Here is a 15,335-nt window from a genome sequence, read left to right as displayed (position 1 = left end):
TCACGACTTTCCCGGGCATGAGAAACCGCTCATCTGGCTCAGCCGCAGCGGGTTGTAGACGCTGTTGGCGGTCACCGCCAGCACCACCTTCTTGCCCTGCATGTCGAAAGTCGCGTTGAACGACTCGGGCGACCTGCCGGCCGAGACCGAGGCCTTGTCGAAAAGCCGGTGCAGCGCCCACGGCCCTTCAGTGACGATGCCGCCGGCCGGCGTGCCGTTGGCGGTGGTCACCTGCAGCCGCACCTGGTTGCTGTTGCGCGGGCCGGGCCACTTCACGGTGCTGGGCGCCTGCGGGCCGTGCGCATAGCGCACCGTCTGTCCGTCGATGTCGAGCGTGAACTGGGTGATGGCGGCGTCCATGTCCTCGGGCCGGATGTCGATGGTGAACGACGGCGTGCGCCCGCCGGCCATGCCGGTAAAGAACACGTCGCGGATCGCCTGCGCCTTCTGGAACGAATCGAGATACGACGAGCGCCCCGGCGAGCTGCCGTCCACGCCCTTCTTGAAGGCCCACGGGTTGACGGAGGTGTCGACCTGTGAGGCGAGGTTCTTCTGGAAGAAGTCGTCCATCATGCCGCCGGGCGAAAACAGCTGCGCGAAGTCGCCGGCCGCAACATCGCGGTTGGAGCCGCGCGAGAACGGATAACGCCCCGCAATGGCCTGGTTGCAGAACTGGCCGATAGTGGCCGCCGCACTCTGCCCGATGTTCTGCCGCGTCACGGCCGCGGCCTTGGACGACGCGGTGGCCGAGAGATCGTTCAGCATGCCCTGGAACGGCACCGGCAGCCGGCCCGCTTCCGCCTGCACCTTGGTAACGGCATCGCCCGACGGCGGAATGTTGCCGCTGCGCAATGCAGTGTCGGTGGCGGTAAGGAAGGTGTAGAGCTCGTTGATGAGCGCCGCCGTCGCGTCGATGGGCGCCTGCCCGCCGGCCTTGGGCGCGGTCACCATGCGGCGAAGCGGCGCAAAGTGGTTGTCCACCAGCGACTCGGGCCGGTCCGGCGCGGTGTTGCGGCGCTGGCTGCCGTCGGGCTGGCCAATGAGCTGCTCGATGCGCTCGCGCGTGCTGGCCACGCGGTTCTGCGCCTGGTCGAGCAGGCTGCGCGCGGCCTCGTCGTGGTTGCGCAGCAGGTCGGTCTCGCGCGCGGCGCCGCGAATGAGGCGCGACATGGGCGACTCCGAGGTCGAGAGCACGCGCGTCATCTGGATGCTCTGCAGCAGCGAGCGGCTGTCGGCCAGGCGAATGTCGGCCAGGTACTCGTCCCAGATGCGGATGTAGTCGGTGAGATACAGCCGGCGCACTTCGCGCAGCAGCAGCTCGCGCGAGGTGATGTCCGTCATGCCCGGTGCACGGATCTGCAGCACCCAGCGGTCTTCCTGCTCGAGCGCGAGCGTGGTCTCGGCCATGCGCTTGTCGAAGATGTCCCAGTAGCCGCGGTAGGTGAAGAGCGTCGGGATGCCGTCTGTCAGCGGCTTGCCGCTTGCGCGCTTGATGACCAGCGCCGACTCGGCACCGCCCGCCTCGGCAATGCTGAAGGCGTTGGGCGGGCTGGTCTGCAACAGGATGCGCCGCAGCCGCGCATAGGAGCGCTGCGCCAGCGGCACGCCGGCCAGGCGGTCGCGCGTCTGCACCACCAGCCGGTCGTCCTTGGCAAAGGGCGATGTCACCACGCGGCCCGCGAACAGCGCCTGCAGATGCGTCTCGAGGTTGGCGCGCTGCTCGCGCGTGAGTGCGGCGCCGATCTTGCGGTCGACGTCGGTGAGCAGCCAGGCCTGCAGAAAGTCGGCGTCGTAGCGCTCGGCGTCGTACAGCATGAGATAGGCCTTGAGCGCCTCGTAGCTGTATTCGGCATCGGTCTTCGAAGCTTCGCGCAGCGCCTGCTCCACGCGCTGGGCTGCTTGCGGCAGCAGCACGCTCTCGAGCGCCCGCTGGTAGACGCCATCGGTCGCCGCCTGCAGCTTCTCGCCCTGGTACAGGCCGAAGCGGTAGCTCACCGGCGGATCGCCGATGTCGAACTGGCTCGACTTCGGCAAGTCGCGCAGCCGGTCGAGCACCAGCAGCGAACTGGCGATGTCGCTGTTCGAATCGACCACGGTCGGCAGCTCGCCGCGCGCCGCGGCCTTGTTGAAGGCCTTGGCGTTGTTGTCGACCTCGGCCACGTAGTCGCTGTTGTTGCGCCAGCTGTTCACGCAGGCGCCCAGCAACACCACCAGCAGCACGCCGATGAGGCTGTAGCCGGCCAGGTCGATGGCCCGCTTGCGCCGGTACCAGCGCAGGTTGGTTCCGGCCACACCCGCGTCGCGGAAGATCACCTGCTGCAGCAGTTCCTTCAAAAAGTAGCTCTTGCCCGGGCCCGGCGGCGGCGCCGGCGGCGCGTTGACCTGCAGGTAGCGCTTGATGGCGCCCATCACGCGGTCGAAGGCCGTGCCCTCCTGCGTGCCGCTGGTGAAGTACACGCCCCGCAGCATCGGCGCCACTTCGAACTTGGACGGGTTGAACACGTCGGCCAGGAAGGTGCCCAGGATGTCCTCGAAGCTCGCGAACTGCTGCGGCAGCAGGTAGGCCTGCGCGCGGCGCATCTGGTCAGGCTCGGCTGCCAGCAGCTCGGGCAGGCGCTCGTCCAGGCGCTGGTGCAGCAGCTTGTATTCTTGATGAAAGCGTTCGCGCAGGTCGGCCTTGGCCGGGTCCGCCGGGTTAGCGTCGATCGGGAAGGTAAAGCCCCACACCTGCGAGCGCTCGGCCCGGCCCAGCGAGCCGAAGTACTCGTTGAAGCCCGCCAGCAAGTCGGTCTTGGTAACCAACACGTACACCGGAAAGTTGATGCCCAAGTCGTTGCGCAGCTCGAGCAGCCGCTTGCGCAGCGCCATGGCGTGGCGCGCGCGCTGGGCGTCGTCGGCCAGCGGCAGGTCGGCAATGCTGATGGTGAGGATTGCGCCGTTGATCGGCTGGCGCGGACGGAACTTCTTCAGCAGGTCGAGAAAGCCCTTCCACTCGCTCTCGTCGGTTTCGCGGTTGCTCTCGTGCGTGGTGTAGCGCCCCGCGGTGTCGATGAGCACCGCCTCGTTGGTAAACCACCAGTCGCAGTTGCGCGTGCCGCCAATGCCGCGCACCGCAGCCTTGCCGAGCTGGTCGGCCAGCGGAAAGTCGAGATCGGAGTTGACCAGCGCGGTGGTCTTGCCCGAGCCCGGCGCACCGATGAAGATGTACCAGGGCAGCTGGTACAGGTACTGCCGGTCGAACACCGCGAAACGGCCCGCGGCCTTGCCTTCGGCGCCCGAGCCGAAGCGCATGTTCTTCAGTATGGCCGTGGCATCGGTGAAGCCGCTTTGCAGCTCCTTGATCTCGGGTGCGTCCTCGGGCTTGGCGGCCTTTTCTTTCGCGGTGGGGGTGCGAAGCTGGTTGAGCAGTTGCGCGTTGAGGCGCCGCTCGCGCCATTTGCGGTACAGCACCCGCGCAATCCAGATCGTGAACATCAGCGCGATGACCACGATGCGGACGAACTCGCTTTCGAGCGGCCGGTAGCGGCCCACCGCAATGACGGGGCCGATGACCCAGATCAGGAACGCGACAGCCAGCAGACCGAAAAAGACCCACAGGTCGCGGCTCACGAGAAAACGGAAAATCGCGCGCAGCATCAGCGGGCTCCTCCCTGCGGCGCCGTTGCGTTGGCCGCGGCCACGGGCGCCACGAGCAGCGTCACTTCCACACGCCGGTTGCGCGCGCGGTTGGCCGGCGAATCGTTGGGCACCAGCGGATCGGCATCGCCCCGGCCTTCGGCGCGCAGGCGCTCGGGCCGCGTGACACGCGTGGCAATCATCTTCTTGACGGCATCGGCACGCGCCTGCGAGAGCTGCCAGTTGGACGGGAAGCGCACGCTGCGAATCGGCTGGTCGTCGCTGAAGCCGCTGATCAGCACGTTGCCTTCCACGGAATTGAGCGCGTCGGCCACGCGCGCGAGCACGGGCGCATAGCGGTCGAGCACGCGGTCGGAGCCCGACGCGAACAAACCGTCGCCGCGCAGCACCACCACGCTGCGGTCGGCCTCGTCGCGCACCGTCAGCAGGCCGTCGCGAATCTCGGGTTCGAGAAAGCGCTGCAGGCGCGGCTGCGGCGCGGGCAAGGCGACGGCACGCGCGGTCTGCGGCAGGCGCACCGCGTTCACGGCCGAGAACGCACCGTCGGAGCGGCCGGCCAGGCTGAAGGTGAGCACACCGAACACCAGCACCAGCAGCACTGCCGCCACGGCGCCCACGGCCCACAGCGGCAGCCAGTTGCGCGTGCGGCGCACCGGCGCGGTCGCGTCCTGCCAGTGCGGAGACAGCGGCACGGCAATTTCTCCGCGCGTTTGCCGAATGATCTGCAGCAGCCGCTGCTTGAGCGTTTCGAGCTGCGTGCGGCCGTTGTCGATGACGCGAAAGCGCCCTTCGAAGCCCATCGCCAGGCAGAAGTAGATGAGCTCGATGAGCTGCAGATGCTGCTGCGGGTTCTGCACCAGGCGCGACAGCAGCTGGAAGAATTTTTCACCGCCCCAGGTCTCGTTGTGGAACATCACGAGCAAGCTCTGCGACGACCAGATGCTGCCGCCCCAGGGCGTGAGCGCGGCCGCTTCGTCGACCGCGGTGCACAGGCAGTAGCGCGCGCCGATGATCACCTCGGGCGCAATGCCGCTTTGCTGCGCACGTGTTTCGAAGCGCCTGACCTCGTCGACCAGGTGCTCGCGCAATTGCGCGGGCGCGTCGTGGTGGCCCGTGGCGCGAATCTGCGGAATCAGGTCGAGCAGCGGGTTGGCCGCCGCCACGAGCGGGTTGTTGCCCGCGAGCGCCGTGTCGCCCGCATGCGGACGCCGCGCGTCATGCCATGCGGTGAATGACTGGGGTTGCTGGCCGAGGCCGCGCGATGCCGGGGACATGCCCGCGTCGCCGTTGCCAGTGCCGCCACTGTGGCCGCTATTGCCGTTGTTGCCGCCGCCCGGGTTCGGCGGCACGAAGCCACCCGGACCGACAGCCATGTCGTTGACACCGTTCATAGGGTCCCTCACGGACGAATGGCCCAGAACTCCATGGCCAGGCCTGGAAAGTCGCCGGCCAGGTGCATTGCAACGCCGCCCGATTTTTCGAGCTGGCGCCACATGTCGCCGGTCTTGTCGAGCTCGAAGTAGTGGTAGCCCGCGTTGTATGGAATCTGCCGCGGCGCCACCGGCAGCGGCCGCACCGTGACGCCGGGCAACTGCAGCTGCACCAGGTCGCGAATACGCTCGACCGAACCGATCTTGACCTGCGTCGGAAAGCGCTGCTGGATGGCATCGGCGGGCAGGTCCGCATGCACTGCGAGCACGAAGCCCGCGTTGCGCACCAGCACCGGGTCGGGCATGCGGCCCACGCGCACGCCGTGGCTGCGCTCTTCGAGCTCGATGGCAATGGCGCTCTGCTCGAGCACCGCCGACAGCGAGCGCCGCAGCTCTTCCATCAGCGGGCGGATGCTCTCGTTGAGGTTGTCGTGGTCGTACACCGGCCACACCACCGGGCGCCGCGTGGGCGATGTGTGCGTGGCCAGGTGGCAGGCCAGCTTGAGCCAATCGGTGAACAGCTGCTCCGGGTGCACCTGCACCGCCTGCTGCGCATGCCATGTGGTTGCAAGATAGCGGTTGACCAGCTCGAGCAAGAGAAAGTCGGACACCTCGCTCACGCCGCCGCGGCCCGGCTGCGAAAGGCGCGATGCCAAGGCTTCGGAGCGCTGCGTGAGCAGGCCATGCAGCTCGGCGATCATGCTGCGCAGCATGGCGTGCGCCGAAGCATCGAGCACCGGCGGAATGTAGTTGGCATCGACCACCAGCTTGTGGTCGGTGCGGCGCTCTATCACGCGCACCGCGCCAATGGCCTGCCACTCCGCCGACAGCGACGATGCGCGCGCCAGGCGCAGGCGCGGCTTTGCAAGCTGCAGCACCGCAGGGCCGAGCGCCACGGCGTTGCCGTCGGCCACCTCGCGCTCGATCACGCCGAAGCGCGCGGCCGAGCCTTCGTCCTCCGAGAAGATGACTTCTTCGCTGCCGGTGCGGCGCAGCGGCAATGCGAGCACGATGAGCTCGTCGGTCAGGTCGCTCGGCACTTCATAAGGAAGCGGCGCATCTTCGGCGCCGAACGAGAACGGCGTGCCGTCGGGCAGCACGCCCGCGCCGCCGAGCAACGACACGCGGCCGAGCGCATAGGCATCGCGGTCGATGTCCAGGTGAAGCCATCCCCAGTAGGCACCTTGCAGGCCCGCCGTGCGGCGAGTGACGTACTGCTCGACATAGCGCTCCAGTTGCTGGAAGTGCTGCGGCCGCAGGTACATGCCTTCGGACCACACCACACGATTCGCCAACGCCTGCGGATGGGCGCCCTGCTTGCCGGCGCCCGGATTGCGAACTGTCACCAAAGAACCTCCTGGGGAGTGCCCACACTGAAGCGGGAGGCGCTTGCTGACGTCCTCCCTATTGATTCATTATTTTTCTCTGATGCTACACGGCGCTTCTTACGTTTTGCACCGAATTTCTCGTGCGAATTGCTCGCACTTTTTAGCTACAAAGCAGAGAAATTAACGACTTGGTAGTAACTCGATGCCTGTCTTGCGAATGGCGATTCGCACGCTTTGCTCGCTCGGCGAAAACTGCCACACCTTGTACAGATTGGTTTGCTTCGGCTCCTTGAGCGGCAAGACGATGCGCCAGCGCGAAGCCTCCAGCTTGCGATAGCCGGCGATGATGCCGATGGCCCGCGAGTCGAGCCCCGCTTCACGCTTGAAGACACGCTCTTCGCCGCTGCGCATGATGGCCTGGTCGGCGTTCACGAGCTCTGTCAGAAGCGTTTCGCGGTCACGGTCCTGTAGTGCAAAGTAGTCTGCCGTCTCGAAGTTACCGGAAGATTTCAGTTCGAAGACTTTGACGAGAATCGGCGCCGGCTGGCCGCGCCCGTCGGGGTTGACGCCATCGTCGATGCGAATGGTGACTGCATAGGGTGTGGGCAATGACTTCGCCGTCGATGCGCATCCACTGAGGCCACCAAACAACGGTGCGGTTGCAAGTGCGCCTTGAAGCAAGGTTCGTCGATGCATGGGATCTCCCTCAATGGTTCGCGGCCTATATTATCGAAGTCGTGCGCACGAACGGAGTCGCATATCTCGTGCAACATCGCGAGTCTTATCAAGCATTGCCTTTCATTGCCTTTCGCAAGGTTGGAGAGAAGATTGAAGTCATGTCTGCCTGCTTTGGCGCTCACCTTATTTGTCGCTGCCGGTTGCACCACCACGCCTCCGCCCGAACCGCCGCAACCCGAACGCCTGAGCCAGCAAGTGGCGCGCACCACGCTCGAACGCGCGCAGCAGGCGTATGACGAAGGCGACTATGCCAAGGCCGTGACCACGCTGAAGAGCGGCGGCGTCTCGGTGTTCGACGCGGCGGAGCCCGGCACGCGGCTCGACGCGATGAAGCTTGAGGCGTTCAGCTACTGTGTGGCCAACCAGGTGCCCGAATGCCGCACGCAGTTTCGCAAGCTGCTTGATGCTTTTCCCAACTTCGACCTGAGCGTTGCCGAACGCAAGCACCCGGTGTGGGGCCCCGCGTTCGAGGCTGCCAAGCGGATGAAGCGTTGAGCGCCTGCAGCGCTTTGAGCGGCAGCACACCGCAGCTCGACATGAACACGGAGATGCCATGCGTTGGACGGTGATCGAACATGCCGGCAAGCCGGTGACATCGGGGCCTTCGGCCTTGCTCGCGGCGCCGGGCGGAACCATCGGGCGCAGCCCCGACAACCACCTGGTGCTGCCCGACGAGCAGCGTCAGATCTCGCGCCTGCAGGCCACCGTGCGCTTCGACGAGCAGGGCGTCGAGGTGCTTCGCAACATGAGCGCGGTGCTGCCCATCAGCGTGAACGGACGCACGCTGCAGCACGAGGAAGAATCGCCAGTGGCCGACGGCGACCGCGTCACCATCGGGAGCTATGTGCTCGAAGCCGCAAGCGGCAATCGCATGGCCGCAGCCGCACCCGTCGCAGCCATGATGCCGATGCCTTCACCACCGGCCGCCGCGCCGATGCGCGATGTGCCCGCGGCCGGCACGATGGCGCAGGCGCCCATGGATTCGCTGCTGCCGGCCGCACCGGTCTCCGACGTGTTCTCCGACCTCTTCGGGGCGGGTGCGCTGCCCATCGGCGATGCGCAACCTGTCACCGTGGCAATGCCGCCACCCGCATCGCCACCGTCGCCGCGCGCCGAGGCTCCTGCGCCCACGCCATTGCCGGCGATCCCTGCTGCCGCCCCCACGGTCGCTTCGCCGCCTGCACCGGTGCCGTCGCCATCGCAATCGCCATTGCCATCGCCGGTGAGCGCTCGCACGAGCGCCTCGCAAATTCCCTCCGCGGCTGACTGGGACGCCATCCTCGCCAATGCGCCGCGCCGCGAAAAGACTGCGCCCGAGCCCATGCCCGACCCCATGGCGCACGAACCTTTCGAGCTGCCTTCGCAGGCGCGCCGGAACCCGGTCGATCCGCTCTCCGAACTGAATCCCCACGCGGCCACCGACATGTCCGACGTGGCACTGAAGCGCGGCGTGGACCCGCTCTCTTTCTTTGCCGCCGACAGCAACGCGCCCTCGCCGCTATCCGATCCGCGCCCGACCGCGCTGACCCACGAAGACCCGCTGCGCGAGGTGCATCCCGCACTCGACCTGCTGGCCAGGCCGGCCGCCGCGCCGCAAGGGCACAGCCATTCGAACCATGCGCGCGAAGTGTCCGCGCAGTTCAGGCCGCCGAACCCGGTGGCCTTCGATCCGCCGCCTGCGGCGAAGCCGAAGAAGGCGGAAGTGGCTGCAGTGCCGGTGGAGGCGCCGCCACCGCCACCGCCAGCGCCAGCACCAGCACCAGCACCAGCACCAGCACCAGCACCAGCAGTATCGGCATCGAAACCTGCCGCGCCGCCTGAGCCAGCGACGCCGCCCCAGCCTGTCGCTCCCCCGCCGGCTGCTCCTTCGCCGGTAGCCGCCGCGGTGGCACCGACGGTAACGCCCGCTTCGCCGTCATCCTCATCGGACGATCTCTTCAGGGCCTTTCTCGAAGGCGCCGGCGTACCCGACGTCGCTGGCCAGCAACCGCTGGACGCCGAAGCCATGCGGCGACTCGGCCGGCTCATGCGCGCGTTCACCGACGGCACCATCGAGCTGCTCTCGTCGCGCGCCATGCTCAAGCGCGAAGTGCGCGCCGAGATCACGATGATCGTCGACGAGGAAAACAACCCGTTCAAGATTCTCCCCAACGGCCGTGCCGTGCTCATGCAGATGTTCGGCGCTCGCATGCCCGGCTTCCTGTCACCCGAAGCTGCCGTGCACGACGCGCTCGGCGACCTGCAATCACACCAGCTCGGCATGGTGGCCGGCATGCGCGCCGCGCTGCTCACCGTGCTCAAGCGCTTCGACCCCACCGCGCTGAACGACGCCACGCCGCACGACGGCGGCCTCGGCGAAAAGCTGCTGCCCGGCGGCCGCGAGGCGCGCCTTTGGCGCCAGTTGCAGAAGCTGCATGCGGAAACCACGGCGGCCGTCGAGGACGACTTCCAGGCGGTATTCGGCCGCGCCTTCCAGCAGGCCTACGACAAGGAAATGGAACGATTGAAGGAGGCACGCCGTGCTTGAAACCACCCGTGCTTTCGCGGTTCCCATTTCCACCTCGCAGTTCTCCTGCGTGGGCGAACGCAGCGGCAACCAGGACGCCATCGGTTATCACCTCGACGAATACAACGCCTGCTTCGTCGTGAGCGACGGCGTGGGCGGCAACGCGGGCGGCGAGCTGGCCGCGCGCATTGCGGTCGACACCGCGCTCAACACCTTCGTCGACAACCCGTCGGTCGAAAAAGAAGACATCCAGCACGCGGTAAAAGCCGCCAACGACGCCATCCTTGCCAAGCAGCGAGAGCTTGCCGACCAGAGCAGGATGAGCGCGACCATCGTCTCGCTCTTCGTCGACCGCAACAGCGGCCAGGCCTGCTGGGCCCACGTGGGCGACAGCCGCCTCTACTGGTTTCGCCGCGGCGCGCTGATGCAGCGCACCGAAGATCACAGCCTGTCGGAGCGCTCCGGCGAAGCTGCGCTGGGCAACGGAGCCAATGGCGGCGAGCGGCTGGTAAAGACCAACTTGCTGTACCGCGCCTTGGGTGCCCGCGCCACGGCCGAGACCACTGTCTCAACGCCGCAGCGGCTCGCCGATGGCGACGCCTTCCTGCTGTGCACCGACGGCCTGTGGCAGCTTATTTCGCAACAGGTCATGGAGCGCTCGCTACAGCTGGCCGACAGCGCGGAAGAGTGGCTCGCGCTGCTGCGGCGCGCGGCCGAAGCCAAGGCCGACGAATCGCGCGACAACTACTCGGCGCTGGCCGTGTGGGTGGGGTTTCCGCAGCAGGTGACGCTGGCGGGGACGGCGCGGCCTGCCTGACTCTCTCGCGCCCTCGTGGCCTCTTCAGGGTGCCAGCATCAGCACCTTGAACTGGCTCGGCACGACGCGCATGCCGACGATGTTGCAACGGTTCTGCATCGTGATGCTGGTAACCCGCGTGGCCGGCGTACCCTTGAGAAGCACGGTGAACGCGCCTGTCACATGCCGCGATTGCTGCATGAACGTCTGCGACACAACGCCGCCCAGTACCCCGGGCTGATCCCCCAGGGTGATGGGCGTGGTCGTCGCCATGTTGTGCGCGGGCATTGCCATGAAGAGGATGTTCCAGGCATTCGGAACAGCCATCGGCCCCATGGCCATGTTCGGATATGGAATGGGCACCGGCGTCTTGCAGACGTCGGGGAATGCCATGTCCATTCCCATGAGCTGGCAGTTGGCAAACATCTGGTATCTCCTCGTCTATCCCATGTGGATCTGAGCCGCGTCCACCTTTACCAGCTCCTGGCCGGTGACCATCGTGTGGTGGCCATGAATGCGCACCGTCTCGCTGGCCTTGTAGTCCATGTGGCCGGCGCGCACCTGGTCGACTTCATCCGTCAGGCGCAGCGTCTGGCGCGCCATCTGCACGATGCGATCGGCCACGGTCTCGAATACCTTGCCGACCAGCCGGACGCTTCCGGCCGCGGCCTGCACGGAGCGCGTCACCAGCCGCAGTTCACCGATGTCGCACTCGCCCTCTTCTGCCTTGAGTACGAAGCGCTTGTCCGCGCGAAGCCTGAGTTCCGAGGCACTCGCGATGGTCACCCGGCCGGTGCCGGCAGACGCGAAGGTGACGTCGCCCGCCGCCTCGATGCAGCTCGACGACGCATCGGCCTGCTCGATCACGGCGATCAGATAGGCTCGCGCGCTGTCGGGACCGGACACCAGCACGGTATCGCCGCTGGCCGGTTTGAGCAGGCAGCTCGCCGCGCGCCGGCAAACCCAGACATCACCCTGCTCGTCGTCGACGGTGACACGTCCATCCGGCAGCAACGCGGCGACCACCCCCTGGAAGTGAACCGGAGCCGTCAGCTTCGAGGCTTTGTGCAGTGAAACGACTGTCATGGAGATTTCCTTGTTTCGATGGGTAAACAGTGGAACGGACAGGTCTGGCGGCGTCAGCGCGGCGGAAGGATCTCTTGAGCCTTGAACAGCTCCGGATCGTTTTCGATGATGCCACCGCTTCCCGAGAAACGCGCATCTGCGCGCGCGGCCCGATGAAAGCGGGTGCGCAGAAAACGTGCATCGCGCAAATCCGCGGAATGAAGTTGAGCGTAGGAGAAATCGGCATCCTGCAGGTCCGCGTCGCGAAAGCTGGCACCCCTGGCCTGCGCGCGATGGAACACGCTCAGCGGCAGGCGCGAGCGGCTGAAATCGGCACCTTCGAGCTTGGCGTCGGCCCAGATCGACTGATCGAAGATGGCATCGCTGCAATTCGCTTCATGCAGATCGGCCTCCGGGAACATCGTCTGGGCGGCATCCACTCCGCTGAAGTTCGCCTTGGTCAGCACGGCGCCCTTGAAGTTGCTCTGGGTCAGCACGGCGCCGCTGAAATCAACACCTGCCATCGCGCTGTCGGTGAACTGGCAGCGCAGGAAGGCGGTGTGCGGCAAGCGCTGGCCTTCGAGATTGCACTCCATCAAGATCGAGCCATCGCATCGGGCCTGGGCGAACTCCACCGTGCGCAGATCCATGCGAAAGAACATCAGGTGCAACAGCTCTGCCCCACGGCAATCGAGCTGATCGACCCGTGATTCGGTGATGACGATCTGATCGCAAATGCTGGGCTTCAACACAGCATGCCCGAGCTCGCATCTGACAAATGCCACGCGCTCCATTTGCGCTTTTCCAAAATCCGCGTGAGCCAGCGAAGACTCGAAGAAGTTGGTGTCCTGCATGAACGCGCGGCCGAGTTGCGCGGACTCCAGCCGACACCGAAATACGCGCACGCCTCTCAAGCTGGCCGCCGACAGGTCGGCTTGATCGAAGTTGCATTGCGCCAGTGAACTGTCGTCGAGGCTGGCGCCGCGCAGATTCGTCCGGCTCAAGTCGACGTGCTCCATCTGTGCCCCCGACAAATCGACGCCGCTGAGGTCCTGCCCTGCGAGACTCGCTTTGACCACCGGTTCGCCATGCCGAATCTTGTCCAGAAGTTCTTCGACTGTCATCGAACCGGCTCAGTCCTTCGTGCGGGCAAGGTCTTGGCTCCTTGGGTGTAGGCGCCGATGAAGGTGGTCGAGCCGTCGATGGCGGCCTGCGACACGTCGGCGCGAAACAAATTGGCGTCCTGCAGGCTGGCAAAACGCAAGTCGGCCTTGGAAAGATTGGCGTCGATGAGGTTGGCACCGCGCAACGAGGCTTCGCGCAAGTCCGCGCGAATGAACAGGCTCTCGCCGGCGTGCAATTCCTCCAGCCGCGCGCGCCGCAGGTCGCACTCGGAGAAGTCGCAGCCTTCAAGGCGTGCTTTCGCGAGGTCAGCGCCGACCAAGAGGGCGCCGCGCAGGCCGCACTGCCTGAGCGAAGCGGCGCAGAACACGGCCTGAACCAGGCTGCAGCCATGGACGAAGGAACAGGTGACGAGGCTGGCCTCGGTGAAGTCGACCCCCTCCTGTGCATCGACGGTGACGAAAGCACAGGCGTTCAGCGCGGCGCGTACGAAGGATGTCCCCTTGAAGTTGCACTCGATCCAGCTCACCTGCTTGAACGTGGCGTTGTCGAAAGCGATGTCTTCCAGGGCCAGCTTGGTCATCGCCATTTGCTCCCAGTGCGAGCCGCGCGCATCGCAACGCACCCATTCGCTTTCGAACAGATCGGTTTGGTTGAACACGGCCTTCGCCAGCACGCAGGAACGAAAAATGGTCTTGCTGCAACGCGTCTGCACGAAGCTCGCACCCGTGAAGTTCGCGCCTTCGCATTGCGCGCCACCCAGATTGGCCTCGTCCAGCCGTGCATCGGTGAGCGAAGCCCGGACAAGCCGCGTCCGTGCAAGCACCGCGCGCGTGAAGTTGCAGCCATCGAGCCGCGCGTCGCTGAAGTCGACGTCTTCGAGGTTCGCTTCGGTGAAGTCGGCACCGCGCAGATCCAGGCCCGAGAGGTTGGCACCGACGAAGCTCATGCCTGCGAAGCGGCGCTCGCCGCTGGCTGCGGCCTCGAGACGCCGACGCAGTCGCCTGGAGCGCAGGCTGCTGGCCGGTGGCGCCGGCTCGAACAGGTGTGCGCCGTGGAGGTGCCCCATGCGCGCGCTGCGCCCGGCCTGCTCGCGCAGCCGCGCGCTTTCGGCGGCCTCGTCGGATGTGAGGGGTGTTCGGCGCTCGCGCGCCGCGTCTTCCTCGAGGCGCGCGAGGTCACGCAGCAGGCGGTCCGGGTCGAATCGGCGCTGCACAGGCTTGCCGGTCCGCGACGCCACCTCGGTCATGGCCTTGTCGATGCTCGCCTTGATCTCGCCCGACAGCTTGCGCGGATCGATCTGCGACAGCGGCGGGATATCGATATCGGGCTGGATGGCCGCGGGCATCCCGCGTGCGACGGCCTGAGCCAGGTCTTCGGCGCCGCGGGCAAGTGCCGCCTCGCGCATTTGCTCGAGGGCTTGATCGGCCTTCTCGGCGAAGTCGGGCAGATCGTCCATGGAGGCTGGCGGCTGCAAATCCGGTTCGGCCAAGGGCGGCAGATGCTGCTCGGGATCCAGGCCCTGCGCCAGCAGGCGGGCGCGCAGGCGTTCGTGCTCGCGCTGCCGGCCTGCGCGCAGGTTGCGCACCAGCGGAAGCGAGGCGAGATCGGGCATCTGGTCGCCTGCCCACGGCCCCATGACCGTCTTGGGGACCAGGTCGCTGTCGCGCAGGACCAGCACCGCCTTGGCGGGATCGATGCGCTGCTGCAGCACCTGCTGGTAGTGGGCGAGCGGCCGCGGCTGCCCGCGCAGCTCGAGCGCGGGCATGATGTGCTTGACGTCGGCCGCGTCATCCTCTGCGATGGGCGATGCCCCGTGCCAGACCAGGATGACGCGCTCGGCGTGCGGAAAAAACCAGGCCGTGCTCAGGCGCAGCGAAATTTCCGACAGCGCGCCACCGTCTTTCTGAAAGCTGGCGAAGCAGCGTGCCTGCCAGTCGGGCAGCTGGCCGCGCATCACCGGCTGCCGGGGGTGCATGTTCCAAAGCTCGTAGGCGGCGCCCGGCGGCAATTCGCGCTGGCCGGGCAGGCGCTGGTCGGTGGGCGCGGCATTGAAGTAGCGCCAGTCCATGTCCTCGGCGAAACCCGGGTACTCGTGCTGCAGCCACTGCTGGTCGTAGGCGCGCCCCATCAGCGCGAGCCGCTGCGGCCGATCGGGGGGTACGGCGCCGAAACCCGCAGGCACGATGCGCCGCCCGGGTGCGTCCTGACGCGCGCCCGGCAACTCGACATTGGGAAGCCGGCGCGTATGCACGCCGTTGATCGTTTCATCGAAGCTGCCGATGCCTTCCGGGTTTTCAGCCTCGCTCGGGCCGCCATAGGCATGCGCCCAATCGAGCCTCAGGCGCTCGAAAGGCTGGGGAGGCGTAGCGCGGCCGTCAAGCCAGTAGCGATCGCCGCTCACCAGCAATGACTTGGCCTGGCCATGGAAGACGGCCTGGGCCGCGCACAGTGTCTTGTCGTCCTGATGCGCCGTGTACGCATAGCCGCTGACCAGCCACTCCGGCTCGATCTTGGGCACGCCCAGGTCCAGCACGTTGCCGGGCCCGATTTCGTCGGCCGCCAGCTTCCAGAGGTCCTGGTCGGGCATCAGCAGGGGCTCGGGCGCCAGGCTGGCCATCGCGAACACCGAGACGCCCAGGTGGTCTTGCCGCTGCCGCCTGAAGGGCCGCGTGAGGATGCTCAGGCGAAAGGGCTTGATGGTCTTCATCGGG

11 protein-coding genes are annotated in these 15,335 nt (G+C 66.6%); 3 read left to right on the top strand and 8 right to left on the bottom strand.

The window, feature by feature from the left end; all coding sequences use genetic code 11:
* The 4 genes from tssM to tssJ form a co-directional block, all read right to left on the bottom strand.
* The gene (gene tssM, locus V9L21_RS13715) at positions 1-3,636 is read right to left on the bottom strand and encodes a type VI secretion system membrane subunit TssM (RefSeq protein ID WP_337312672.1); all 3,636 of its coding nucleotides are present in this window, start codon (positions 3,634-3,636) and stop codon (positions 1-3) included.
* Positions 3,636-5,027 carry a DotU family type VI secretion system protein gene (locus V9L21_RS13710; protein WP_337312670.1) on the bottom strand — a complete coding sequence of 464 codons (1,392 nt, stop codon included), beginning with the start codon at positions 5,025-5,027 and terminating at the stop codon, positions 3,636-3,638. Before V9L21_RS13710 ends, tssM begins: the two co-directional genes overlap by 1 nt.
* 8 nt (positions 5,028-5,035) lie before the next feature.
* Complete coding sequence (tssK, locus tag V9L21_RS13705) at positions 5,036-6,415, bottom strand: type VI secretion system baseplate subunit TssK (RefSeq protein ID WP_337312668.1); 1,380 nt, start codon at positions 6,413-6,415, stop codon at positions 5,036-5,038.
* A 159-nt stretch (positions 6,416-6,574) separates the two neighbouring features.
* Positions 6,575-7,090: a type VI secretion system lipoprotein TssJ gene (gene tssJ, locus V9L21_RS13700; RefSeq protein WP_157611340.1), complete on the bottom strand. Its 516-nt coding sequence runs from the start codon at positions 7,088-7,090 to the stop codon at positions 6,575-6,577.
* Positions 7,091-7,243: 153 nt separating this feature from the next.
* Between tssJ and V9L21_RS13695 the strand changes: the two genes are divergently transcribed.
* From V9L21_RS13695 to V9L21_RS13685, 3 genes are read left to right on the top strand one after another with little or no spacing between them, the layout of a single operon-like run.
* The gene (locus V9L21_RS13695; RefSeq protein WP_337312665.1) at positions 7,244-7,627 is read left to right on the top strand and encodes a TssQ family T6SS-associated lipoprotein; all 384 of its coding nucleotides are present in this window, start codon (positions 7,244-7,246) and stop codon (positions 7,625-7,627) included.
* A 58-nt stretch (positions 7,628-7,685) separates the two neighbouring features.
* Positions 7,686-9,659 (top strand): type VI secretion system-associated FHA domain protein TagH, encoded by a 1,974-nt coding sequence (tagH, locus tag V9L21_RS13690; RefSeq protein WP_337312663.1) that lies wholly within the window; start codon positions 7,686-7,688, stop codon positions 9,657-9,659.
* Positions 9,652-10,455: a PP2C family protein-serine/threonine phosphatase gene (locus V9L21_RS13685; RefSeq protein ID WP_337312661.1), complete on the top strand. Its 804-nt coding sequence runs from the start codon at positions 9,652-9,654 to the stop codon at positions 10,453-10,455. The genes tagH and V9L21_RS13685 overlap by 8 nt, the downstream gene beginning before the upstream one ends.
* 24 nt (positions 10,456-10,479) lie before the next feature.
* Here V9L21_RS13685 and V9L21_RS13680 read toward each other — a convergent pair whose 3' ends face one another.
* Genes V9L21_RS13680 through V9L21_RS13665 form a run of 4 tightly spaced genes read right to left on the bottom strand, consistent with a single transcriptional unit; the run spans position 10,480 to position 15,331 of the window.
* On the bottom strand, positions 10,480-10,860 hold the full coding sequence (locus V9L21_RS13680; RefSeq protein WP_337312659.1) for a DUF4150 domain-containing protein: 381 nt from the start codon (positions 10,858-10,860) through the stop codon (positions 10,480-10,482).
* A 15-nt stretch (positions 10,861-10,875) separates the two neighbouring features.
* Complete coding sequence (locus tag V9L21_RS13675) at positions 10,876-11,520, bottom strand: DUF3540 domain-containing protein (RefSeq protein ID WP_337312658.1); 645 nt, start codon at positions 11,518-11,520, stop codon at positions 10,876-10,878.
* Between the two features lie 53 nt (positions 11,521-11,573).
* Complete coding sequence (locus tag V9L21_RS13670; RefSeq protein ID WP_337312656.1) at positions 11,574-12,623, bottom strand: pentapeptide repeat-containing protein; 1,050 nt, start codon at positions 12,621-12,623, stop codon at positions 11,574-11,576.
* Positions 12,620-15,331: a DUF2169 domain-containing protein gene (locus tag V9L21_RS13665; protein WP_337312654.1), complete on the bottom strand. Its 2,712-nt coding sequence runs from the start codon at positions 15,329-15,331 to the stop codon at positions 12,620-12,622. The genes V9L21_RS13670 and V9L21_RS13665 overlap by 4 nt, the downstream gene beginning before the upstream one ends.
* Between the last annotated feature and the right edge of the window lie 4 nt (positions 15,332-15,335).

It is taken from the genome of Variovorax sp. CCNWLW235 (assembly GCF_037204085.1).
Lineage (GTDB): Bacteria > Pseudomonadota > Gammaproteobacteria > Burkholderiales > Burkholderiaceae_C > Variovorax.
The sequence above is the reverse complement of the archived record's forward strand: the minus strand, read 5'-3'. Positions and strand labels throughout refer to the sequence as shown.

Coding starts and splice junctions, on each gene's coding strand:
- tssM (WP_337312672.1), bottom strand. CDS start 3,636: ATGCTGCGCGCGATTTTCCGTTTTCTCGTGAGCCGCGACCTGTGGGTC.
- V9L21_RS13710 (WP_337312670.1), bottom strand. CDS start 5,027: ATGAACGGTGTCAACGACATGGCTGTCGGTCCGGGTGGCTTCGTGCCG.
- tssJ (WP_157611340.1), bottom strand. CDS start 7,090: ATGCATCGACGAACCTTGCTTCAAGGCGCACTTGCAACCGCACCGTTG.
- tagH (WP_337312663.1), top strand. CDS start 7,686: ATGCGTTGGACGGTGATCGAACATGCCGGCAAGCCGGTGACATCGGGG.
- V9L21_RS13680 (WP_337312659.1), bottom strand. CDS start 10,860: ATGTTTGCCAACTGCCAGCTCATGGGAATGGACATGGCATTCCCCGAC.
- V9L21_RS13675 (WP_337312658.1), bottom strand. CDS start 11,520: ATGACAGTCGTTTCACTGCACAAAGCCTCGAAGCTGACGGCTCCGGTT.
- V9L21_RS13670 (WP_337312656.1), bottom strand. CDS start 12,623: ATGACAGTCGAAGAACTTCTGGACAAGATTCGGCATGGCGAACCGGTG.
- V9L21_RS13665 (WP_337312654.1), bottom strand. CDS start 15,331: ATGAAGACCATCAAGCCCTTTCGCCTGAGCATCCTCACGCGGCCCTTC.